At 66.7% G+C, this 20,816-nt stretch carries 18 protein-coding genes; 5 read left to right on the top strand and 13 right to left on the bottom strand.

Annotated elements, in window-relative coordinates; genetic code table 11:
- Nucleotides 1-13: 13 nt before the first annotated feature.
- Nucleotides 14-1,954 carry a hypothetical protein gene (locus P7V53_RS10260; protein WP_280155384.1) on the bottom strand — a complete coding sequence of 647 codons (1,941 nt, stop codon included), beginning with the start codon at nt 1,952-1,954 and terminating at the stop codon, nt 14-16.
- A gap of 217 nt (nt 1,955-2,171) precedes the next feature.
- Nucleotides 2,172-2,591 carry a hypothetical protein gene (locus tag P7V53_RS10255; RefSeq protein ID WP_280155383.1) on the bottom strand — a complete coding sequence of 140 codons (420 nt, stop codon included), beginning with the start codon at nt 2,589-2,591 and terminating at the stop codon, nt 2,172-2,174.
- On the opposite strand from P7V53_RS10255, the gene P7V53_RS10250 reads away from it, so the two are divergent.
- Both P7V53_RS10250 and P7V53_RS10245 read left to right on the top strand, forming a co-directional pair.
- Nucleotides 2,476-2,895, top strand: a complete 420-nt coding sequence (locus P7V53_RS10250; RefSeq protein WP_280155382.1) for a transposase zinc-binding domain-containing protein — start codon at nt 2,476-2,478, stop codon at nt 2,893-2,895. The genes P7V53_RS10255 and P7V53_RS10250 overlap by 116 nt on opposite strands.
- 350 nt (nt 2,896-3,245) lie before the next feature.
- The gene (locus P7V53_RS10245) at nt 3,246-4,478 is read left to right on the top strand and encodes a TIR domain-containing protein (protein WP_280155381.1); all 1,233 of its coding nucleotides are present in this window, start codon (nt 3,246-3,248) and stop codon (nt 4,476-4,478) included.
- An 863-nt stretch (nt 4,479-5,341) separates the two neighbouring features.
- On the opposite strand, the gene P7V53_RS10240 is transcribed toward P7V53_RS10245, so the two are convergent.
- Nucleotides 5,342-5,539 (bottom strand): hypothetical protein, encoded by a 198-nt coding sequence (locus tag P7V53_RS10240; RefSeq protein WP_280155380.1) that lies wholly within the window; start codon nt 5,537-5,539, stop codon nt 5,342-5,344.
- 158 nt (nt 5,540-5,697) lie between these two features.
- Between P7V53_RS10240 and P7V53_RS10235 the strand changes: the two genes are divergently transcribed.
- Both P7V53_RS10235 and P7V53_RS10230 read left to right on the top strand, forming a co-directional pair.
- Nucleotides 5,698-6,663 (top strand): tripartite tricarboxylate transporter substrate binding protein, encoded by a 966-nt coding sequence (locus P7V53_RS10235; protein ID WP_280155379.1) that lies wholly within the window; start codon nt 5,698-5,700, stop codon nt 6,661-6,663.
- Nucleotides 6,664-6,679: 16 nt separating this feature from the next.
- On the top strand, nt 6,680-8,836 hold the full coding sequence (locus P7V53_RS10230; protein WP_280155378.1) for an acetate--CoA ligase family protein: 2,157 nt from the start codon (nt 6,680-6,682) through the stop codon (nt 8,834-8,836).
- 20 nt (nt 8,837-8,856) lie between these two features.
- On the opposite strand, the gene P7V53_RS10225 is transcribed toward P7V53_RS10230, so the two are convergent.
- From P7V53_RS10225 to P7V53_RS10205, 5 genes are all read right to left on the bottom strand, one after another.
- Nucleotides 8,857-10,005, bottom strand: coding sequence for an acyl-CoA dehydrogenase family protein (locus tag P7V53_RS10225; protein ID WP_280155377.1), 1,149 nt, complete (start codon nt 10,003-10,005; stop codon nt 8,857-8,859).
- A 14-nt stretch (nt 10,006-10,019) separates the two neighbouring features.
- Complete coding sequence (locus tag P7V53_RS10220; protein WP_280155376.1) at nt 10,020-11,186, bottom strand: acyl-CoA dehydrogenase family protein; 1,167 nt, start codon at nt 11,184-11,186, stop codon at nt 10,020-10,022.
- A gap of 11 nt (nt 11,187-11,197) precedes the next feature.
- Entirely contained in the window at nt 11,198-12,007 is an 810-nt protein-coding gene (locus tag P7V53_RS10215) for an enoyl-CoA hydratase-related protein (RefSeq protein WP_280155375.1), read from the bottom strand.
- Nucleotides 12,008-12,094: 87 nt separating this feature from the next.
- Nucleotides 12,095-12,997, bottom strand: coding sequence for an alpha/beta hydrolase (locus P7V53_RS10210; RefSeq protein ID WP_280155374.1), 903 nt, complete (start codon nt 12,995-12,997; stop codon nt 12,095-12,097).
- The gene (locus P7V53_RS10205; RefSeq protein ID WP_280156480.1) at nt 12,994-14,082 is read right to left on the bottom strand and encodes a Zn-dependent alcohol dehydrogenase; all 1,089 of its coding nucleotides are present in this window, start codon (nt 14,080-14,082) and stop codon (nt 12,994-12,996) included. Before P7V53_RS10205 ends, P7V53_RS10210 begins: the two co-directional genes overlap by 4 nt.
- A 203-nt stretch (nt 14,083-14,285) precedes the next feature.
- Between P7V53_RS10205 and P7V53_RS10200 the strand changes: the two genes are divergently transcribed.
- Entirely contained in the window at nt 14,286-16,214 is a 1,929-nt protein-coding gene (locus P7V53_RS10200) for an acyl-CoA synthetase (RefSeq protein WP_280155373.1), read from the top strand.
- Nucleotides 16,215-16,296: 82 nt separating this feature from the next.
- Here the strand turns inward: P7V53_RS10200 and P7V53_RS10195 are convergent, their stop codons facing one another.
- The 5 genes from P7V53_RS10195 to P7V53_RS10175 are packed head-to-tail and all read right to left on the bottom strand — an operon-like array spanning nt 16,297 to nt 20,814.
- The gene (locus P7V53_RS10195) at nt 16,297-17,253 is read right to left on the bottom strand and encodes a tripartite tricarboxylate transporter substrate binding protein (RefSeq protein ID WP_280155372.1); all 957 of its coding nucleotides are present in this window, start codon (nt 17,251-17,253) and stop codon (nt 16,297-16,299) included.
- Nucleotides 17,254-17,301: 48 nt separating this feature from the next.
- Nucleotides 17,302-18,486 (bottom strand): acetyl-CoA C-acyltransferase, encoded by a 1,185-nt coding sequence (locus tag P7V53_RS10190; RefSeq protein WP_280155371.1) that lies wholly within the window; start codon nt 18,484-18,486, stop codon nt 17,302-17,304.
- Nucleotides 18,487-18,510: 24 nt separating this feature from the next.
- Entirely contained in the window at nt 18,511-18,906 is a 396-nt protein-coding gene (locus P7V53_RS10185) for an OB-fold domain-containing protein (protein WP_280155370.1), read from the bottom strand.
- A 1-nt stretch (nt 18,907) separates the two neighbouring features.
- On the bottom strand, nt 18,908-20,038 hold the full coding sequence (locus tag P7V53_RS10180; protein ID WP_280155369.1) for a thiolase family protein: 1,131 nt from the start codon (nt 20,036-20,038) through the stop codon (nt 18,908-18,910).
- A complete protein-coding gene (locus P7V53_RS10175; RefSeq protein WP_280155368.1) occupies nt 20,038-20,814 on the bottom strand; it encodes an enoyl-CoA hydratase-related protein in 777 nt (258 codons plus the stop codon). The genes P7V53_RS10180 and P7V53_RS10175 overlap by 1 nt, the downstream gene beginning before the upstream one ends.
- Nucleotides 20,815-20,816: the final 2 nt, after the last annotated feature.

Below are 20,816 nucleotides of genomic sequence, written 5' to 3'. Positions count from 1 at the left end.
GCGGCTCACGGCCTCAAGGCGCCACCGCGGAGATCCGCGTGTACCAGTTGCCGAACGCCCCGCGCGTGTCGCCGCACGTGAAGTTCGTCGCCAGGAATTCCTGCAATGTGCAGACCTGACCGATGTACTCCGACGCGATCCAGAACGTGCCCTGCGACAGCGCCGCGGCGCCGTAGTCTCCCCAGCGCGCAACGGTCGAATCGCCGAGAGACACGTAGCCGCTGAAGCCGTCCTCCGGGCCCAGGCCGGCGCCGGCGACGCGAACGTTGCCGTTCAGACCGCTGGCGTTGAAACGGATGTACGCCGCCGAAGGGTAGTAGTCCGGCCCGACCAGCGTGAACGAGATGATCCCGCGTCCGTCGGGCAGCGCGGCAATCGCCGGGTAGCTGACGCTGTTGCCGGCGACGCCGAACTTGCCCTCGTTCTCGAGCACCGCGGCCAGCGAGCCGGCCTGCGGATACGGGCGGATCACGTAGTAGGCGATCCCTGCTTGGCGTCCGCCCGGCATGTTGACCGGCGTGTCGAGCGCGCCGTACAGGCGCCCGCCCGTGAAGAACACCTGCTGCATGCGCGAGTCGTTGGTGTCGACGAGCTCTGGGACGAGCTCGGTCGGCGCCGGCGGGTCGACGAAGAGCTGCCAGCATCCAATGAAGCCGCCGCCGAGGTTGATCGAGCGGTCGTTCAGGCACTCCCCGAGCGGCGCCGGCCCGCGCTTCTGTGCCGCCGGCGGCGGAACGCCGTAGAGGCTGACGTGCACGGCGGTGTCGACCAGCGAGATCTGTGACGGATCGCTGTCGATCGCACTTGTGTTCATCAGCGCGAAAACGCGGATGCGGTTGCCGTTGCCCGACGGCGAGAATACCGCGACCGAGCTCATCAGGTATTCGACGCCGCCGAAGCGCGTCTCGTAGTCCTGGCTCGGCGAGACTGCCGGCCAGACCGTGAAGCCAGGATTGCCCTGGAAGCGGAACTCGCTCGTGTCGAACAGAACGAGATTGACGTTGGCAGCGCTCGCCGCGAGCTGCTTCTTCGACAGCGCGTAGATCTGCGCCGCGTTGAAGCCGCCGGCGAACGGGAACTCGTTCGTCGTCAGGTAGATGCCGTACTTGTCGGCGCCGATGTGCGGATAGTCGCCGATGCACGGGCAGTTCGGATGGTTCGGCGTGTCGGCCGGCAGGCCGGTGTTCTGCACCGGGATCCGGTAGATTGTCCAGCCGTTGCGCGGATCGGAGTCGTTGCTAACGGCGAGATCGAGGTGGTTGTCGCCGGTGAAGGCGCCAGTCTTCTCGTTGACGTCGAGCGTCAGGACGACGTGGAAGAACTTGTGGACATCCGGGTCGTAGTAGCACGTTGGGTCGGTGATGAACGGCCCGAAGACCGGCGGATTCGTGCGCTGGATCGCCGCCGGGTAGCTGTAGAACGTGTTGAGGTCGATGACGCCACTCACCGGCACGCCGCTCTTGTCGTAGAAGCGGATGACGTCATTGACCGACTCGACGACGAACTGCTCGCTGACGCAGAGCGCCTGGTCGGGAGGTTCGACGCTGAACTGATTGCCGCCGTTGGCGAAGCGCTGGTCGAAGAAGCGCAGCCCGTCCCAGGTCTTCAGCGCGTCGCCCTGCTGGACACCGACCGGCGCGATGCCGACGCCGAGGCCGCGTGCGGTTGCGATCGATCGGTTGACGACCCGCTTGGTCGCCGCGCGCAGCGCCTTCTTGTCGCGCGCCTCGTCGCTCTTGCCGCCGTGGGCGGCGACGCCTTCGTCTTCCTCGCGGCCGGCGAAGGCGGGTGAGAGCTCGGGCGACTGCAGGCCGCCGCCGGCCATCGGCAACGCCTGCAGCCGCGCGATGCCGCTGCTCTGGATGGTTCGTACGCTGACGGCGGCGTTTGCCGCGGTGAGTGACAGCGCGAGTGCGGCGCCTACGAGGACGCGCGCGATGGACGTGAAAGGCATGTGGACTCCTCGATGTCGTTCGTTGCGGGCGCGCCTGTTTGGCGGACGCCCATGACGACGAAGCTAGTCTTCCCACATACGAATGGCCACAGTAAGGCAGAGACAGACGCAGCGCTCATGTCGGAACCCTCAGTGCCCTCTTCGATGATATTCCACCGATAGGCATCGTCAAGGGACAAGTCGGTAGGGTGGCACCACGTCGACCACCTCCAGCGCGTTACGCGTCAGCGTTCCGGTCTTGTCGGCGCACAGCACATCCATTGCGGCGGCCTCGTGCGCAGCCGACAACGGCGTCAGCAGCACGCCGTGCTGCGCGAGGACGCGCGCACCGAAGGCCGCGGACAAAGTGAAAGTCGCCGGCAGTGCGACCGGGATGCTCGCGAGCAGGGCCGTGAGCGCTAGCCGAACCAGGTCGCTGGCAGGCAGCGCCATCGAGTATCCAGCCGCGATCAGCAACGCCGCAAGCAGCCGGGCACGGAGTGTCGAGGCCCGCCTCGACAGGAAGCGACTCGCCCGTGAGCATGGATGAATCGATCATCGCCGCGCCGGTGACCATGGTCGCGTCCGCCGGCACCGCGGCCCCAAGGGTGAGTCGCACGATGTCGCCCGGAACCACCTCGGTCGCCGGCAAGCCCATCCGCCCCGAGCAGACCACGCTGTACCGCCTGGTGCAGCAGCATGCGGCCAGCTTCATCGCGCACACCGAGGCCAGTACCAGATCGGAGCTGCCGCGGTTCATCAAGGTCGAGTTCGACGCCTTCCTTGAGTGCGGCATCCTGGCGCACGGCTTCCTGAGGCTGCGCTGCGGCGAGTGCGGCCACGACAAGCTGCTGGCCTTCAGCTGCAAGCGTCGCGGGTTCTGCCCAATCGTGCGCGGACCCCGAGCAATGTCTGCCGCCCTTGAAAGCGGTCGTTGCCGACGTGAATTTCCCGCCGCTTGAGGGACTGGAAGTGGCCGGGCCCCGGCGACCGACTCGCGCGTTCCTACGACGGCTGACTGGCAACAACCTGTCGCTCATCCGTTGAGCGCCGCTCGGGGCCGCATTCCTGTCTGCCAGATCCGGCGGCTGACCGAGCGTGACCGACCCATAGGAGCCGGCGGCGGTTTTCCCGGCGAACGACCCGTCTACCTCGGCACTTGACCTTCGCCCACGTCAAGGTGACAGCGGTCGTTCGCTGATGCCGATCGACGATCGCGACACATTCGGGGCCGAACGGCTGCATCCGTTGGTCACGAACTGGCGCCGCCGACACCTTGCTGACGCTGGGCTCGCGTCGTGGCGATCGTCCGATGAAGCTTCCGAAACTCAGCGTCTGGATCCATCGGGCCATCGTCGGTAGCATGCAGGTGGTCGGTGCCCATGGGAGAGAGCCGATGCCCGAATTCGAAGTGTTCGTGTCGTACAGCCGGCATGACGAGCCCATTGTTGTCCCGATCATCAAGCTCTTGCGACTTGGCGGTCACGGCATGGTGTTTCTCGATCTCGATAGCATCGAACCGGGCGAGTTGTGGCGCGGCAAGCTCGAGGAGGCGCTGCGGACGGCGACGTACGTAGTCCTGTTCTGGTGCCGGCATTCGAGCGATTCGCGCGAAGTGGAGCGCGAATATCGGGCAGCATTGGCGACCGGAAAGCGCCTGGTGCCCGTCCTGCTGGACAAGACCCCCCTGCCACCCGGCCTGGACCAATACCAGTGGATTGACCTCGCGGCGCTCGCCGACGCGACTCACTCCAAAATGGCGCCGCCTCGCGCGCTAACCACCGCAGTGCCGGCGGGCCGTTCCCGCGAAGATGACGATCTCCCGCGACCGGAGTTCCTGGGGGGAGCGAGGCGTCCGATCCTGACCCTGCTTGCTCGCAACGGACTACCGCTGGCGCAACCTGTGGAGGTTTCGTTCGACGAACGCGGCGGCACCATCGGTCGATCCAACAGCAATTCACTCGTGCTGCCTGACATCGAGCGCAGGATTTCGCGGGTCCAGGCGGCCGTGGTGTTTGGCGGGGGCAGGTACGGCGTCGTCAACCGCGGCGCCAGCGCGATCGCCCTCAACGGCCGGGCGCTCGGCACAGGCGAGCAAGCGCCGATCGCAGCCGGTGACGTGCTTCATATTGGCGACTACGTCATTGGGGTGCGATGGGAGGCGGCGAGGGCCGCCGCAGAGGGGGATTCTTTCGCCGATCTGCTGGCGCCGGTCCCAGCGCCTGCTGAGACGCCCCTGCCGTCGGTGACGCCTTCGCCTCCGCAACGTCCCAGCGCGCCAGCCGGACAATCGGGCAGCCGCCTGCCGGACGACTTCGATCCCTTCGCGATGCCACTTCCCGGTCCGCTCGCGCCGGCGAGCCCCGATCCGGCCTCTCTACCGCAGGAAACCTCGATCGGCTCCATCGACGAGTTGTTCGGTCTGGGCGGCTCAGCAGATCCAATGTGCGACTTTTCGTCGGCACCGCTCGACTCGCAGCGCGAGATGGCCGAGATGATCCGCCTGCAGTTGCTACGCCAAGCCAGCCACGACGGACTTTCCTAGGGTAACTGACCTTCACCAACGACAGCAAAATGGCCGGGACTGCGTGTTCCCAAAGCTCGCTGACAGCTGCCATTGGCCACCCAGGCGATCACCATCGAAGGACCGCTGTCGCGCGCGGGCGCGAACTCGCAGTCGCGGCCATCACCAGTCCTTCGCCGAAGCTTGTCGATCGTCGCTTCCAGACTCGGCAGCGCCAGTGCGCTCCCTTGGTTCCGCAGACGTACCGCCGGCCCTTGATGCCGACTGGCATCAAGGTCATGAGTGACTGCTTCGGAGATTTTGTCACCACGCACGGGTCGCAGACCTCCGTCTGCCGTACCTTGGGACCGGCGTTGGCGACACGCCTTTCTTGGTGAGTGAGTGACAGCAACTGGCCGGGTCCCGCCGACGAGTCGTCGTTGTCGAAGGTCAGCTGAGCGCCACACCGCTGACGTATGCATGGGGTTGATCTACGCGCCCCGCTTGGGCTTGCACAAACCGAGAGGTGGTCGTCATTCAACTTTGGCCGTGGGCCAACAGCAGCAGCGCCCCTTTCGCGATGCCACAGGCGACTCGAAGTTGGCCACGCCGGTGGATGCATCGCGGCACCCCGCCAAGCCGAGAGCGGCGGACGACTCCTTCCCGTGGCGAACACCGACACTTGGCAGTCAATCACCTGGCAGCAGTTCTTGTTCGCTGTTGGTTCGCACGCTCCGGTAGGCAGGCCTGAGCTCTTCGTTTGTCGTTCCTGTCCCCCTCCGTGGCCCTAAGTCGCGGCGAAATGCCTGAGCTCGATCCGCCCTGTCGAAAGGAGCGATGACCGTGTGACGCATACGGGACTCCCTGGCGACGAGAGGTGGATCAGTCGAGGCGCGCCTTCGCGTTCAGCGCATCCAACCGTGCCGCTCTGCAAAATTTGCGATCGAGGAGTGTGAGCACCGATGCTTGTGCGCCATTTCGCGCAGCGACAGGACGCCGGCCCGATAGTCCCGCTCCACAGCGATCCAGTCGATCGGAATCCACTGTCTGGCGGCACGGCCTCGCTGCGCGGCGGGCCGGTGTACCGCTTCTTCCAGATTCATGGTCGTGCACCCGGGTTGACAGTGATTCTTGCAAATGGAACCAGGTTCGTCAAACGGAACAACGCTTGACGATCATGGCATTTCCCGCCCAAAATGGACGCCTTTCCACGCGACGGAACACGTTGCCGGACCTATTCCAATTCGGAGACTGCATCGCCATGTCGTTCACCCGCCTCATGCGCCGCGTGCTGTGCGGCAGCGCCCTTCTCGTCACCGGTATCGGCGCCTTCGCGCAAGCCAACATCACCAGGATCGTGGTGCCGTTCAATGCCGGCGGAGCCACTGACGGCTATGTGAGGCTGATCGCCGAAGAAATGACCAAGCGCGGCATCCACACCTTCGTGGAGAACAAGCCCGGCGCGTCCGGCATGATCGCGGGCGACGCCGTGGCGCGCTCGAAGCCGGACGGGCTCACCCTCTTCATGGGTTCCAACAGCACACTGGCCAACAATGTCGTGCTGTTCCAGAAGATGCCGTACGACCCCGCCAAGGACTTCGCCCCGGTGTCGCACATCGGCTACCAGCCGAGCATCCTGATCGCGCGCGCCAGTGCGCCGTTCAGCACGCTGAAGGACTATGTCGCCTATGCCAAGGCCAATCCGGGCAAGGTCAATCGCGCCTCGGTCGGCGCAGGGAACATCACCAACCTCGCCGGCGTGATGCTCGACAAGGCGGCGGGCATCCAGACGACGCACATCCCCTACACCGGCGACCCCCTGGCGATCCAGGCGCTGCTGGGCGACCAGGTGGATGTGTACGTCGGTTCGCTCACGATCGTGTTGCCGCACGTGAAGGCCGGCAAGCTGCGCGTGCTGGGCGTTTTCGACGACCAGCGCCTGGAGCAGTTGCCAGACGTGCCGACCCTGCAAGAGGCCGGCCACCCGCTCAACGCGTACGCCTGGTACTGCCTCATGGCGCCGGCCGGCACGCCGCCTGCCACCGTCGAGAAGCTGAACAAGACCGTGAACGAGATCCTCCAGGACAAGGACTTCGCGGCACGCGCCAGCCAGCTGGGCGTGGTGCGTCGAGGCGGCACACCGCAAGACCTGGCCAAATTCATCCAGTCCGAATATGACAAGTGGGCGCCGGTGATCACCGGCCTGGGCCTGGCCAAGACAATGTGACGACAGGTCCTGCGAAATGACCGCCGTCGCTTCCCGCGCCCTCTACCGGCCCGACGAGCTCCAGCGCACGTTCGCGCCGCGCAGCATCGCCGTGGTCGGCGTCTCGACGAATCCCGCGTCCTTCGGATCGATCACCTGGGCCAACATCGCCCGGCTCGGCGGCTTCGCGGGATCGATGTACATGGTCAACGCCAAGTACAACCGTATCGGCGAGACACTCTGCTATCCGTCCATCGCCGCGCTGCCCGAGACACCGGACTGCGTCTTCGTGGCCGTGCCTCGCGATGCGGTGGAATCGGTGGTCGCCGAATGCGCGCGCCGCGGCGTCGGCGGCGTGGTCGTCTTCGCCTCCGGCTATGCGGAGACCGGGCAGGCCGAGCGCGCGCAGTTGCAGCAGCGCCTGCTCGCGCTCGGCGGCGAGGCAGGCATGCGCATCGTCGGGCCGAACTGCGTGGGCTACATGAACTACGGGCTCGGCGTCATCGGCACCTTCGGCACGGCCTCGTTCAAGGGCGCCCCGCGACACGGGGCAATCGGGCTGGTGAGCCAGTCGGGTGCGGTCGGCGCGGCGCTGGCGCAGGCGCAGGAGCACGGCCTGTCGCTCAGCCACATGCTCACCTGCGGCAACGCCGTGGACGTCGACGTCGCCGACCAGGTGGCCTACCTCGCGGCGGACCCCGGATGCAAGGCCGTGGCCTGCCTGTTCGAAGGCATGGCCGATCCTCAACGCTTCCTGCAGGCCGCAAAGCTGTGTCACGAGGCGAGCAAGCCGCTGGTGGTGCACAAGCTCGGCACCAGCGAGCGAGGCGCGCAGGCCGCGGTGTCTCACACCGGCTCGGTGGCGGGCTCGCAGGCCGCCTATCGCGCTGCCTTCGCGCGCGCCGGCATCGTCATGGTCGACGAGGTGGAAGCACTGCTGGACACCTGCGCCTTCTTCGCCAAGGCAGCCGCGCCCAAGGCCCGCGGCGTGGCAGTGGCCGCCGTGTCGGGCGGCGCTTGCATCATGCTGGCCGACAAGGCGGAGGAAGGGGGCATCGACCTTCCGCATCCCGCGCCCCAGACGATGGCAGTGCTCGAGCGTCTCATCCCGGAGTACGGTGCGCCCGGCAACCCGTGCGACATGACGGCCCAAGTCCTGTCGACGCCAGAGCATCTGCACGAGTGCTTCGAAGCCTTGATGGCCGACCCGCAGTACGGCGCACTGGTCGTGCCGCACACCTACGCCTACGCACCGGCCACGGCACGGATCGAGATCATGGGCCGGGCCGCGGCGGATCACGGCAAGATCTCCTGCGCGGTGTGGCTGACGCAGCACCTCGAAGGACCCGGAGCGACCGAGGCGCAGCACAACGAGCACGTCGCGCTCTTTCGCTCGATGCGGCACTGCATGACCGCGCTGGCCGCATGGCACCGACGCGCCGACTGGTTGGCGCACGAAGGCCGACACATCAGCCGCCTGTCGAGTCCGGATTCGAAAGAACTCGCCGGGAACTTGATCGACCTGGCGCCAAACTCCACGCTCACCGAACGCGAGGGCAAGGAGGTCCTTGCGCGCTATGGCATACCCGTGGTGCGCGACGCACTGGCCCGCAACGCCGAAGAGGCGGTGGCCGCCGCGCGTTCTTGCGGATGGCCGGTGGCCATGAAAGTGGAATCGCCCGATATCCCGCACAAGACCGAGGCCGGCGTCATCCGGCTGGACCTGAGCACCGAGGACGATGTGCGAAGCGCATTCGACGCGGTCATGGAACGGGCGCAAGCGGTGTCGCCGCCGGCGCGTATCAACGGGGTGCTGGTGCAGCCCATGGTGCCGCGGGGTACCGAGATCATGGTCGGCGCGCGCGTGGATCCGCATTTCGGACCGCTGGTGGTCGTGGGTCTCGGCGGCGTGTTCGTCGAGTTGATGCAGGACACGGCGGTTCGCCTGGCGCCCGTGGACCGGCAGGAAGCGCGCGAGATGCTGGCCGAGTTGAGAGGCCAGCGGGCCTTGCAAGGCTTTCGAGGCGCGGAGCCGGTCGACCTGGACCGCCTGGCCGACGTGGTCGCACGCATCTCAGAATTTGCACACGACCAGCGCGACCGAATCTCGGAACTCGACGTCAATCCGCTGATTTGCGCAGGACCCCGCCTCGTGGCGGTGGATGCGCTCATCGCGAAGCGCATGCCTGACTGACGGGCACGCTGCCGCAGCGTCTAGGCCGCCACCGCACCCCGCGCGAGCTGCGCGAACCGGCGGCGGTGTGCGCTGGCGTTGCCGAGCCAAGCCGACAGCACCAGCGCACGCTTGAGGTACAGCCCGGCGTCGTATTCGTCGGTGAAGCCGATCGCGCCGTGCAACTGGATCACCTCCCGCGTCACACGCAGCCCGGCGTCGCTGGCGCGCGCCTTGCAACGACTCGCCAGCTGGCTGCGCTCCTGCGCCGGCACGCGGCCGTCCAGCGCACGCACCGCATCGTCGAGCACAGCTCGGCAGAGCTCCTGCTGCACATACAGGTCTGCGGTCTTGTGTTGCAGCGCCTGGAAGCTTCCGATCGGCTTGCCGAACTGCACCCGCGTGCGCATGTAGCCGAGGGCCATCTGCAGCGCCGCTTCCATCACGCCGAGCATCTCGGCGCTGGCCATCACGGCCGCTTCTTCCACGGCACGCTCGAGCGCCGCGTGCGACTCGGCGCCGGGCGCGCACAGCGCATCCGACGCGCTGGCGCGAACGCCGGCCAGCTCGACCACGCCCGAAGGCGTCTCGTCGGCCCGCCATTCGTGGCGCACCGACAGACCGGACGCGCCTGCGTCGACCCAATAGAGGCTCAGGCCGGCATCGGACTGCGCCGACACGATGAAGCCCGACGCACCGGCCGCACCGGCCACGAAACGCTTCGTGCCGGTGAGCACGACCGCATCGCCTTCGATGCGCGCTCGCGTTTCTGAGCCCGCCGCATCGACACCTCCCCGGTCCTCCTGCCATGCGACGCATGGACGTTCACTCGCGTCCGCGAGGCCGGGCAAGAGCCGCGCTTTCAACGCCTCGTTCGTGCCGTGTTCCAGAACGCGAGCCGCGAGCACCGCGGCAACCATCGGCTCGGCCATCAATCCCTTGCCGAGTTCCTCGAGCACTACGGCCATGTCGGCCAGGGCGAGCCCGAGGCCGCCGTGCGCCTCCGGCACGAGGATGGCGAACCAGCCCAGTTCGCCCATCTGCTGCACCGTCGCGGGGTCGTAGCCGGGCAGCGTGCCACGACGCTCGCGCAGCTGCTTCATGTCGGCGCGGCCGCGCACGAAGTCGGCAGCGCTGTCGCGCAGCATCTGCTGCTGTTCCGCGGCTTCCGTGATCGATATGTCCTGCATGGTGATGTGTTTTCTCAGGCCGGCAGGTCGAGCACGTTCTTGGCGAGGATGTTTCGCTGGACCTGGCTCGATCCGCCGTAGATCGTGAAGGCCCGGCAGTCGAGGAAGGGGTACAGGATGTCGATGGCTTCGCCGTCCACGTCCACTTCGCCGCCGAGCGCGCCGAGGTCGCCGGCCGCCTCGACCATCAGCTCGGTGACGCGCTGGCAGGTCTCGGTGGCCCATATCTTGAGCATGGACACCTCGAAGCCGAAGCTGCCGCCGGTGCGCATGATCTGCGCGAAGCGCTCGTAGGCGGACGCACTGTCGAGCACATCCATCGTGACCTGGGTGTACTTGTCGACGAACACGGGGTCGTCCATCTTCCCATTCGCGCGCGCGAGTTTCTCCAGGCGCAGCAGCGCCAGCATCGACTGCCGCGGCGACCCGGACCAGATGCGCTCGAAGCCCAGCAAGGCCTTCGCGATGTCCCAGCCGCGGTTCAGCTCGCCCACGAGGTTGGCGACCGGCGTCCGCGCGTTGTCGAGGAAGACTTCGCACAGCTCATCATGGCCGGCGATGTTGCGGATCGGACGCACGGTCACGCCGGGTTGGCGCATGTCGATCAGCAGGAAGCTGATGCCCGCCTGTTTCTTGACGGTCTTGTCGGTGCGAACGAGCGCGAACATGTGGTTCGCGTCGAACGCCACGCTGGTCCAGATCTTCTGGCCGTTGATGACGAACTCGTTGCCTTCGATGCGCGCCTCCGTACGCAGGCTGGCGAGGTCGGAGCCCGCGTTCGGTTCCGAATAGCCCTGGCACCACGTGTGCTCGCCCGACAAGATCTTCGGAAGGAACCGCTGGCGCTGTTCGTCAGTCCCTCGCGCGATCAACAACGGGCCGATGTTCATCAGCCCCTGGTCCATGACGCGCGGGGCGCCGCTGCGCTCCAGCTCTTCGAGATACACCAGCACCTTCGACTGCGACAGCCCCATGCCGCCCCATTCCTTCGGCCACGACGGCACCAGCCAACCGTGGTTCGACATCGTGAGGTACCACTCCTTGACCTCCGCCCATCGCGGGCGACGGCTCAGGTGACGCAGGTGTTGCGGCACATGGCTGGCGAAGAAGTCGGCTGCAACTTCGCGGAATTCCTCGTCCGACAGCCCGTTCCAATCGCGCTGCTGCGTGTTCGCTTCCATGACGCCCGCCTTCACTTGCCCTGGAAGACTGGCGGACGCTTCTCGAGGAAGGCCTTCGCGGCCTCGTGGTGGTCGCGCGAGTTGATGGACAGCATCTCGTAGGCGATCGACGCGTCCAGGATCAGGTTGAGCTGATGCTTGATCCACTTGTTGATCGACAGCTTGGTCCAGCGAATCGCCAGCGGGGGCAGCTCGTTCAGCTCGCGGGCGATCTCCATGGCGCGCGCCATGACTTCTTCGGCCGGCACGACGTGGTTCAGCAGGCCCATCTCATGGGCCTCCTTGCCGCTCATGAGCTTGCCGCGCATCAGGAACTCCTTCGCGCGGTTCGGACCGACCAGGATCGGCCAGATCACCGCCCCGCCGTCGCCCGCGACCAGCCCCACTTTCACGTGCGAGTCGCCGAACTTCGCCGACTCCGCAATGATGGTCGAGTCGGCGAAGAGTGCCAGCGTCGCGCCCAGCCCGACCGCATCCCCGTTGATGGCGGCAATGATGGGCTTCTCGACCTCCAGGATGTTCTGGAACAGCCGCTTGGTGGATGCCGGCGTGTCGATAGAGAACTGCCAGCCCTCGTCGGTGCCGTAGCGATTCACCATGCGCTTGATGTCGCCGCCGGCGGAAAACATCTTGCCGGCTCCCGTCAGCACGATGACGTTGACCTCGCGATCAGCCGCCAGGTCGAGCCAGACCTGCTCCAGTTCCGCGTGCATCTCGGCATGGATGGCATTGCGGTTGTCAGGCTGATTGAGCACCAGCGTGGCAATGCCTTGCTCCAGCCGGATGTCCAGGTAACGGTAGCGCGTGTAGTCTGCTGTCATGGTGGGTCGTCTCGTGGAACACGTTCCATTTTGGCATTCTCGATTCACCGACCTCGCCTGTCAAGGCAAGCCGGTGCTGGCGAACGTTCAGCGCGCCACCTGGACGATGCCTTCGACGATGCGCGGCCAGAAGCGCATCGGCATCGCATGCCCCATGCCCTCCAGCACCAGCAGATCGGCGCCGGGAATGTGTCGCGCGGTGTCCTCACCCGCGGCCAGAGGTACCAGCGGGTCCGCGTCGCCGTGAATCACCATCGTGGGAGCCACCACCCTGCGCAGCGCCTGACGACGGCTGCCGGAAGCCAGGATGGCCACCAGCTGGCGCGCAGCACCGCCAGGATTGAGACCCCTCTCATGGTTGCGCGCCGCCCGTGCGCGGTCACGCGCCTCTTCCTCGGGGAACTCGCCGGCGCGCAGGACCTTCCACGTCTGGACGTACTGCGCGACGTAACCTCGCACATCGTTCGGCGGCGGCTTGAACACCGCTGCCATCGCCGACGGCTGGGGCGACGGCAATGCCGGATCGCCCGTGGTCGACATGATCGAGGTCAGGGACAGCACGCGCTGAGGCCGACGGATCGCCAGTGCCTGCGCGATCCCTCCCCCCATCGACGCGCCGACCAGGTGCGCCTCTTCAATGTGCAGCGCATCCATCAGGCCCGCCACGTCCAAGGCCATGTCGTCGAGCAGGTATGGCGCAGTGACCGGCAGTCGCATCCACGCCCGGGTGAGCGCGGAGGCGACGTCCGGCATGCCCGCATGGTGGAAGTTTGTCGACCTGCCTGCGTCGCGGTTGTCGAAGCGGATCACCCAGAATCCGCGCCCCGCCAGCATCTCGCAGAAGTCCTCGTCCCAGCCGACCATCTGCGCGCCCATTCCCATGATGAGCACCATCGGCGGATGCGCCGGGTCGCCGAAGGTCTGATAGCACAGCCGAAGGCCGTTGGCGCTGGCGAACGCCTCGGGCGTACGTGGGATCTCCTGCGTCATGCCGTATCGAACACGATGACGCTGCGCGCCACTTCGCCGCGCGTCATCGCGGCGAAGCCTTCATTGATGTCCTCCAGCCGGATCCGGCGCGACACGAGGTCGTCGAGGTTCAATCGCCCTTGCATGTAGAGCTCCACCAAGCGCGGAATGTCCTCGCGGATGCGTGCGGATCCCAGGGCTGTCCCTTGGAGCTTTTTCTCGAGGAAGAACTCGCAGCCCTCGATCGACGCCTTCACGCCGGGCGCGAACAGTCCGACCACCGTGGCGGTCCCACCCGGTTGCAGCATCCGGAAGCACTGCTCCACGGTGGCTGGCAGCCCGATGCACTCGAACGAGAACTCGACGCCGCCATGGGTCAGTTCCTGCACCCGCGCCACGACATCGCCATCACTGGCAAGGATCGTGTCGGTGGCGCCGAACTTGCGGGCGAGTTCGAGCTTCGACGTGAAGTTGTCGATCGCGATGATCTGCGCTGCCCCCGCGATCTTCGCGCCGTTGATGGTTGCCAGGCCCACGCCGCCGCACCCGACTACCGCCACCGATGAGCCGGCAGGCACCCGGGCGCCGCGGAACACCGCCCCGGTGCCCGTGATGACGGCGCATCCGAGAAGCGCCGCGCGGTCCATCGGCATGTCCTCGCGGATCTTCACGAGTGCGTTCCGGTGCACCAGCAGCTTTTCCGCGAAGCCCGACAGGTTGAACACCTGGCTGACCGTCTGCCCCTCGCGGGCGAGTCGCTTCGCCTTGCCAGGCGGCTGCTTGACCTCGGGATCGGCGCACAGCGCGAAGCGGCCGCCGAGGCACTGCTTGCAGGTACCGCAGAACACCGACAGTGCGCCGACCACGTGGTCGCCGGGCTTCAGGTCTTTCACGCCATCGCCTGCGGCTTCCACGATCCCGCTCACCTCGTGCCCGAGGACCCCTGGCAGCGGAAACTTCCGCATGCCCTGCAAATAGTGCAGATCGCTGTGGCACAGCCCGACTGCTGCCGTACGCACCAGCACCTCGTCGCGGCCCGGTGCAGCGATCTCGATCTCGCGGATGGCGAGCGGCTCCCCGAAGGCCTCGACGACGGCAGCTTTGATCAATCTCTTCTCCTGCTGGAAACCTGCCCACCGCGAGCCGGTCGAGCCAGTATAGTGTCGGAATGGAATCCATTGCGTCCAGTGGACTCCAATGCCTGCCGATCCAGCAGAGTTTCCTTGACGTCGCACAGGCATCCAGCCTAAAGTTGGCGATATTCCGAGAGGCGGACTCAATTCCGTTATAAGAACCTTGTGAGACAGCCATGCCCGGATTGCATTCGCTAGACCGCGTCATTGGAGACCAGTGGCCCAGCCTCGCGACGGACGCCGACGTCCGCGCCTTCGAATCCGTGCCGTACGACGAACGCATCGCCGCGCCCAGCACCTACGAAGCCTTGCGACGCGGTGCCGAGATCGACCCGACGGCGCCCGCCATCCTGTTCCTCGCGAATGCCAGCGCCGAGGACGACCCCGTGCGCCTATCCCACGAAGGCTTCATCGGCCGCGTGACACAGGTGGCCAATGCCCTGCACTCGCTCGGGGTGCAGCCGAAGGATGTGGTGAGTCTCTTGCTGCCACTGGTGCCGCAGGCCTTCTACGCGCTCTACGGCACCCAGGCGGCCGCCATCGCCAACCCGGTCAACGCGTTCCTGGAACCCGGGCACATTGCCCACATCCTGCGAGCCGCGCGCACGAAGGTGCTGATCACACTGGGTCCCGCCGAGGGCTTCAACACCTGGGAGAAGGTGAAGTCGTTCAGTGCCGACCTGCCGGACTTGAAGGCCGTCCTGGTGGTCGGCAGCTCGGGCCTGCAACCCGAAGGCACGATCGACTTCGATGCCCTGGTGGCGAGGCAACCCGTCGACCGGCTGGTGAGCGGCCGCACGTTCCAACCCACTGACGTCGCCTCCTATTACCACACGGGCGGCACCACCGGCGTGCCGCAGTTGGTGCCCCTGACCCACGGCAACCAGGTGTACCAGGCGTGGGGAATCGCACTGATGTGGCGGACTCGCCCCGCCTCGACGCTGCTGATGGGACTGCCGCTGTTCCATGTGGGCGGTGCGCTGACCCACGGGCTGCAGCAGCTGTGCGCCGGCGGCACGCTCGTCGTTCTGTCCGCCGCAGGCTGGCGCAACAAGAACGCGATGCCGAACATCTGGAAGCTGGTGGAGCGCTACAAGCCGGAAGTGCTGGCCGCCGTTCCTACGGTGCTGGGTGCAGTGCTCAACGTCCCGATGGAAGGAGCGGATGTCTCCAGCATCCGAACCGTCAGCGGCGGCGGGTCCACGATCCCGGTGCCCGTGGCCGACGCATTCCAGCACCGGTTCGGGCTGCCGGTGCTCGAAACCTATGGCATGACGGAAGCGTCCAGCTGCCACACGATCTCTTATCCGGAGCGACCGGTGTACCTGGGATCCGTCGGGCACCCGTTGCCCTACAGCCGTGTTCGCGTGGTGGACGTCGACGACAAGGGAAAGGTGCTTCGCGATTGTCAGAGCGGAAAGATCGGCGTGGTCACGATGGCCGGACCCGGCGTGTTTTCGGGGTATGTCACCGGCGCCCCGGATGCGCCCTTCGTCGAGCCGGGCTGGGTCAACAGCGGCGACCTCGGCCGCATCGATGCCAACGGCTACCTGTGGATCACCGGCAGGGCGAAGGACCTGATCATCCGCGGCGGCCACAACATCGATCCGCTCGGCATCGAGGAGGTCCTCTACGAACATCCCGCGGTGGCGGTGGCGGCCTTGGTGGGCGAGCCGGACGGCTACGCCGGCGAGCTGCCGGTGGCCTACGTGCAGCTCAAGGCGGGCATGGAAGTGACGCCCGCAGAGTTGCTGAAGTGGGCGGCAGCCCGCACGCCTGAACGGGCCGCGGTTCCGACGCAGCTCTACCTGCTCGACGACATCCCGCTCACGGCCGTGGGCAAGGTGTTCAAGCCGGCATTGCGCAAGGACGCAGCCGAACGCGCCGTCCGTCGCCTGCTTTCGTTCCTGCGAGAACTGGCCGTCTCGGCAGACGTGAGCCTGGCTGCGCACGAAAAGCTCGGCACGCTGATCACGGTTCGGCTGAGCGGCAGGCCGGCAACGGCCCAGGAGGACATTGCTCGCCAGGTCAAGGCCAAGCTGGATCCTCTGCCACTGCGCCACGAGGTGGTGTGGGAAGAAGCCACGCACGAGGCCCTGGCATGAAGTGACCCCGCGGCTGCACAAGGCCGAAGCGAGAGACAAGGGGCGCCGCGGCGCCCCTTGTTCATTTCGCATCCGATGCGACTCAGATCTTCGGAATGTTCAAGCTCTCGACGACTGGTACCCAGCGATCGATCTCACCTTTGAGGGTCTTGTCCATGTCGGCGGGACTTCCGCCGCGCGGCTCCAGGCCCAGCGCCCGTGCACGCGTGACGAAAGCCGGATCGGCGATCACCTGGTTCACGACGCGGTTCAGCTTGTCCACGACGTCCTTCGGCGTACCACCTGTCACGGAGAGGTAGTAGTTCAGCGGCGCGCTGAAGTCGTAGCCCATTTCCTTGAAGGTCGGCGCATCGGGCACTTGCGACAGGCGCTGCGCGTCCATGACCCCCAGCACGCGGAACTTTCCGCTCTTGACATGCGGCAACGCGCTGGTGATCGAGGTCCCGTAGATGTCGATGGAGTCGCTGAGCATGGCCTGGATCGCCTGGGCATCGCCGCTGAACGGGATGTGATTGGTGCTGATGCCGATGGACTTCTCGAAAGCGACCGGCGCCAGGTTGCTCAGGATCGCAGCGCCCGGAGAGCCTCGATTGATCTTGCCCGGGTTGGCCTTGGCGTACTCCACCATTTCCTTGATGTTGCGATAGGGCAGCTCGGTGCGACCCACGATGATGGTCGGCTGGTAGGCGATTTGCGTCACGGAGGTGAAGTCCTTCTGCGGGTCGTAGGGCAGCTTGTTGAACAGGACCTTGTTGGTCCCCAGGATGCCGACGAACGACATGATCAACGTCGTTCCGTCGGGCTTCGCCTTGGCGACGTAGTCGGCGGCAATGACGCCGCTGCCGCCCGGCTTGTTCTCGACGATGACGCGCATGTCGCGCTTGGTCATCTCTTCGGCGAGCATGCGGACGTACGTGTCGGTGCCACCGCCGGCGTTGAACGGCACCACGATCTTCGTGACGCCTTGCTGGGCGACTGCCGAACCGAATGCGGTCGACGCCGCGATGGTCGCCCCCACGATGAAGTTGCGATAAATCATCTTGTCTCCTTGGTTGACAAACAGTGTTGGAGCCCCGCGATGGACCCTTCAGAAAATCTCCAAGAGTCCCGCGGCACCCATGCCGCCGGCCACGCACATCGTGACGACTGCGTACTTGGTGCGCCGGCGCCTGCCCTCGATCAGCAGGTGTCCTGCCAGGCGCGCGCCGGTCATGCCGAAGGGATGCCCCAAGGCGATCGAACCGCCGTCGACATTCAGCAGTTCGTCCGGGATGCCGAGCCGGTCACGGCAGTAGATCGCCTGCGACGCGAAGGCTTCGTTCAGTTCCCACAGACCGATGTCTTCGACTTTCAGCCCGTGGCGCTCGAGGAGCCTGGGGACCGCGAACACCGGGCCGATGCCCATCTCATCGGGCTCGCAGCCCGCCACGGCAAAGCCACGGAAGGCGCCCAGCGCCTGGAGGCCTGCGCGCTCGGCGGCGCGCGAATCCATCATCACGCAGGCGGCGGCGCCGTCGGACAGCTGCGAGGCGTTGCCCGCGGTGACGAACTTGCCCGGGCCCTTCACCGGCTCCAGCTTTGCCAACGCCTCGTACGTGGTGCCCGGGCGATTGCAGGTGTCGCGATCGATCGTCACCTCGCGCTCGCTGACCGCCCCGGTGGCCTTGTCCGCGACGGCCATCGTGGTCGTGACGGCGACGATCTCGGCGCGGTAGCGGCCGGCCTCCTGCGCCGCCTCGGTGCGCTGCTGGCTCTGCGCCGAGAAGCGGTCCTGGGCTTCGCGACCGATGCCGTAGCGCTGCGCCACGATGTCCGCCGTGTCGATCATCGCCATGTAGAACGCCGGCTTGTGCTCGACGATCCACGGATCGCTGCCGCCCTCGAGGCCGGGAACCGGCGGCTTCAGGCCCGAGATGCTCTCGATGCCGCCCGCCACGAGCGCCGCATCGCCGTCCATCACGATCCGGGCCGCAGCGTCCGCGATGGCTTGCAAGCCCGAGGCGCAGAAGCGGCTGACCGTGGTGCCGGCGATGGAGACGGGGAGTCCGGCGCGGATGACGGCCTGCCGGCCGAGATTGCGCGACTGGCGACCTTCCGGATTGCCGCATCCCAGGATCACGTCCTCGATGAGGCCGGGATCGATGCCGGCGCGCTCCACCGCTGCACGCACCGCGAAGGCCGCCAGCGTCGGTCCCGGCGTGATGTTGAATTCGCCGCGGTGTGCCTTGGTGAGCGGCGTGCGGGCGGTGGAAACGAAGACGGCTTCACGCATGGCATTTGCTCGGGGATGGGAGGTTCAGCGGGCGGCGAGGCGGAACCGTGACAGTGCGGTCTCGCCTTCCCATTCGATCTTGAGTTCGACCGGCGCGTCTCCGGCCAGGGCGTCGTTCGGGTCGACGATGTTGGTCAGCAGGCGGGGCCCTTCCACGAGTTCGACGAGCGCCACGTTGTAGGGCAGGCGGCCTTCGAAGGCGGGGTGGTAGGCGGTGTGGTACACGACCCAGCTCACCAGCCGGCCCTTGCCGCTGGCGCGCTCCCATGTCGGGTCGGGACGCAAGCAAGCGGGACACTCCCGGCGGGCTGGCAGGAACGCATGGCCGCACGCGCAGCGCTGGAACACGAGATGACCTTCTCGCAAGGCGTCCCAGAACGGGCGGCTCACGTCGGTGGGTTCGGGCTTGGGCAGGTCCATGTCACGCACCGAGGATCAGGGTGGCATGGGTGTGCATGGTCCCGCCCTGGTTGCTGACGAGGCAGGTCTTCGCACCCGGCACCTGCAGCGCGGCGGTGCCGCGCATCTGGCGCACGCCTTCCATCACCAGCTGCAGTCCCGGCATGCCGGTCTCGGACAGCAGGCCGCCGCTCGTGTTGATCGGCAGGCGGCCGCCGATCTCGATCGCGCCGTCGGCGACGAAGGCACCCGCCTCGCCCTTGCGGCAGAAGCCGTAGTCCTCGAGCGTCATCAGGACCGTGATCGTGAAGCAGTCATACAGCTGCGCCACGTCGATGTCCTTCGGCTGCAAGCCAGCCATCGCGAACGCGGTACCGCCCGCACGCACCGCCTCGGTGGAGGTGAGCGTGGCGCGCTGTGGAAGCTCGAAGGACGTCTGCCCATGGCCGAAGCCGAGAACCGGAACAGGCTCGGGCACCCCCAGCTCGCGAGCGCGCTTCGCACTCATGACGACCATTGCAGCGCCGCCATCGGACACGAGAGCGCAGTCGTCCTTGCGCAGTGGGTCCACCACCCAGGGCGATTCCATGTATTTGTCCAGGTCGATGGCCGCGCGCAGCTGGGCCTGCGGGTTCGCCGCACCGTGCTTGCGGCAGGCGATGGCGACCGCGGCGAAGTCCTCGGGGCGCGTGCCGTATTCGATCGCATGGCGCCGGTGGATCATGGCGTAGCCCGCTGCAGTGGAGAACCAGCCGTAGGCAGCGTCATCGCCACGTGGGCGACCGAAGTGCGCGCGATTCCCGGTTCGCGGGTTGTCGGCGTAGCAGACCAGCGCGACGTCGCACTGACCGGCTTCGATCCCCATGATCGCGAACGACAGCAAGGTGATGTTGGCGGCGCCTCCCTGATCCCAGGCACCGCCCATGCGGGGCGCGATGCCCAGCGCCTCGGCGACCTTCTGCCCGTACATGAACTGGTGCGCCGAGCTCGGCACCTTCACGAAGACCGCGTCCACCACCGACTTCTCGATGCGGGCCTCGGCCAGTGCATTGCGGCAAGCCTCGACGTTCATCGACACGGTGTCGCGGCCCGGCAATTTGCCAAAGGCAGTGTGGCCGATGCCACCGATCACGTACCGTCCGCTGAGGCCCATCAGCTCCCCTTGAACCGCGGCGGTCGCTTGTCGGCGAACGCCTGCCGGCCTTCCGCGGCGTCCTCGGTGGACTGCAGCACCTTCTGCACGAACTGCTCGAAGCGCAGGCCGGCGGCCAGGCCATCGGACTGTCCACGCAGCGCGAGCTCCTTGATGGCCTGCACGGCCAGCGGCGCATTGGCCGCGACGCGACGGGCAAGCTCCAGCGCCGTCTCCATGACCCGGTCTGCTGGCACCACGCGGTTGACGAGCCCCCAGCGTTGCGCCGTTGGCGCGTCGATGGCATCGCCGATCAGCAGCATTTCCATCGCGATGGCGTGCGGCAGTTGCGCCGGAAGCCGCTGCGTGCCGCCATTGGCAGGAATGATGCCGCGCTTCACTTCGCTGAGAGCGAAGGTCGCATGGTCGGCCGTCACCCGCAGGTCGGTGGCGAGCATCAACGTCATTCCGCCCGCCAGGCAGTGGCCGTTGATGGCCGCGATCACGGGCTTCCAGATCTCCAGACCGCGATTGAGCAGCATCCCTTTCTGGGTCTGCCACATCTCGGACAGGGGCGCCGCACGTCCGATCCATGACTTCAGGTCGGCACCCGCGCTGAACACCTTGTCCCCCGCACCCGTGACGATCGCCACCCGGATCGCGTCGTCGTCGCGCACGCGCGTCCAGGCCTCGGTGAGCGCCTGGTAGTGCTCGGCGTCCAGCGCGTTGCGCTTTTCCAGCCGATTGATCGTGATGACGACGATGCCGTCTTCCGGGACGTCGAGGTCGATGGACATGG

It is taken from the genome of Piscinibacter sp. XHJ-5 (genome assembly GCF_029855045.1).
In the GTDB taxonomy this organism is placed as follows: domain Bacteria; phylum Pseudomonadota; class Gammaproteobacteria; order Burkholderiales; family Burkholderiaceae_C; genus Albitalea.
This window is presented reverse-complemented; position numbering and strand designations above follow the sequence as displayed.

What these genes read in the sequence shown, in the direction of transcription:
- P7V53_RS10215 (WP_280155375.1), bottom strand. Translation starts at nt 12,007, where the DNA reads ATGACAGCAGACTACACGCGCTACCGTTACCTGGACATCCGGCTGGAG.
- P7V53_RS10240 (WP_280155380.1), bottom strand. Translation starts at nt 5,539, where the DNA reads ATGAATCTGGAAGAAGCGGTACACCGGCCCGCCGCGCAGCGAGGCCGT.
- P7V53_RS10190 (WP_280155371.1), bottom strand. Translation starts at nt 18,486, where the DNA reads ATGCGTGAAGCCGTCTTCGTTTCCACCGCCCGCACGCCGCTCACCAAG.
- P7V53_RS10180 (WP_280155369.1), bottom strand. Translation starts at nt 20,038, where the DNA reads ATGGGCCTCAGCGGACGGTACGTGATCGGTGGCATCGGCCACACTGCC.
- P7V53_RS10210 (WP_280155374.1), bottom strand. Translation starts at nt 12,997, where the DNA reads ATGACGCAGGAGATCCCACGTACGCCCGAGGCGTTCGCCAGCGCCAAC.
- P7V53_RS10255 (WP_280155383.1), bottom strand. Translation starts at nt 2,591, where the DNA reads ATGGGCTTGCCGGCGACCGAGGTGGTTCCGGGCGACATCGTGCGACTC.
- P7V53_RS10225 (WP_280155377.1), bottom strand. Translation starts at nt 10,005, where the DNA reads ATGCAGGACATATCGATCACGGAAGCCGCGGAACAGCAGCAGATGCTG.
- P7V53_RS10175 (WP_280155368.1), bottom strand. Translation starts at nt 20,814, where the DNA reads ATGTCCATCGACCTCGACGTCCCGGAAGACGGCATCGTCGTCATCACG.
- P7V53_RS10230 (WP_280155378.1), top strand. Translation starts at nt 6,680, where the DNA reads ATGACCGCCGTCGCTTCCCGCGCCCTCTACCGGCCCGACGAGCTCCAG.
- P7V53_RS10245 (WP_280155381.1), top strand. Translation starts at nt 3,246, where the DNA reads ATGAAGCTTCCGAAACTCAGCGTCTGGATCCATCGGGCCATCGTCGGT.
- P7V53_RS10220 (WP_280155376.1), bottom strand. Translation starts at nt 11,186, where the DNA reads ATGGAAGCGAACACGCAGCAGCGCGATTGGAACGGGCTGTCGGACGAG.
- P7V53_RS10200 (WP_280155373.1), top strand. Translation starts at nt 14,286, where the DNA reads ATGCCCGGATTGCATTCGCTAGACCGCGTCATTGGAGACCAGTGGCCC.
- P7V53_RS10260 (WP_280155384.1), bottom strand. Translation starts at nt 1,954, where the DNA reads ATGCCTTTCACGTCCATCGCGCGCGTCCTCGTAGGCGCCGCACTCGCG.
- P7V53_RS10195 (WP_280155372.1), bottom strand. Translation starts at nt 17,253, where the DNA reads ATGATTTATCGCAACTTCATCGTGGGGGCGACCATCGCGGCGTCGACC.
- P7V53_RS10235 (WP_280155379.1), top strand. Translation starts at nt 5,698, where the DNA reads ATGTCGTTCACCCGCCTCATGCGCCGCGTGCTGTGCGGCAGCGCCCTT.
- P7V53_RS10185 (WP_280155370.1), bottom strand. Translation starts at nt 18,906, where the DNA reads ATGGACCTGCCCAAGCCCGAACCCACCGACGTGAGCCGCCCGTTCTGG.
- P7V53_RS10250 (WP_280155382.1), top strand. Translation starts at nt 2,476, where the DNA reads ATGGATGAATCGATCATCGCCGCGCCGGTGACCATGGTCGCGTCCGCC.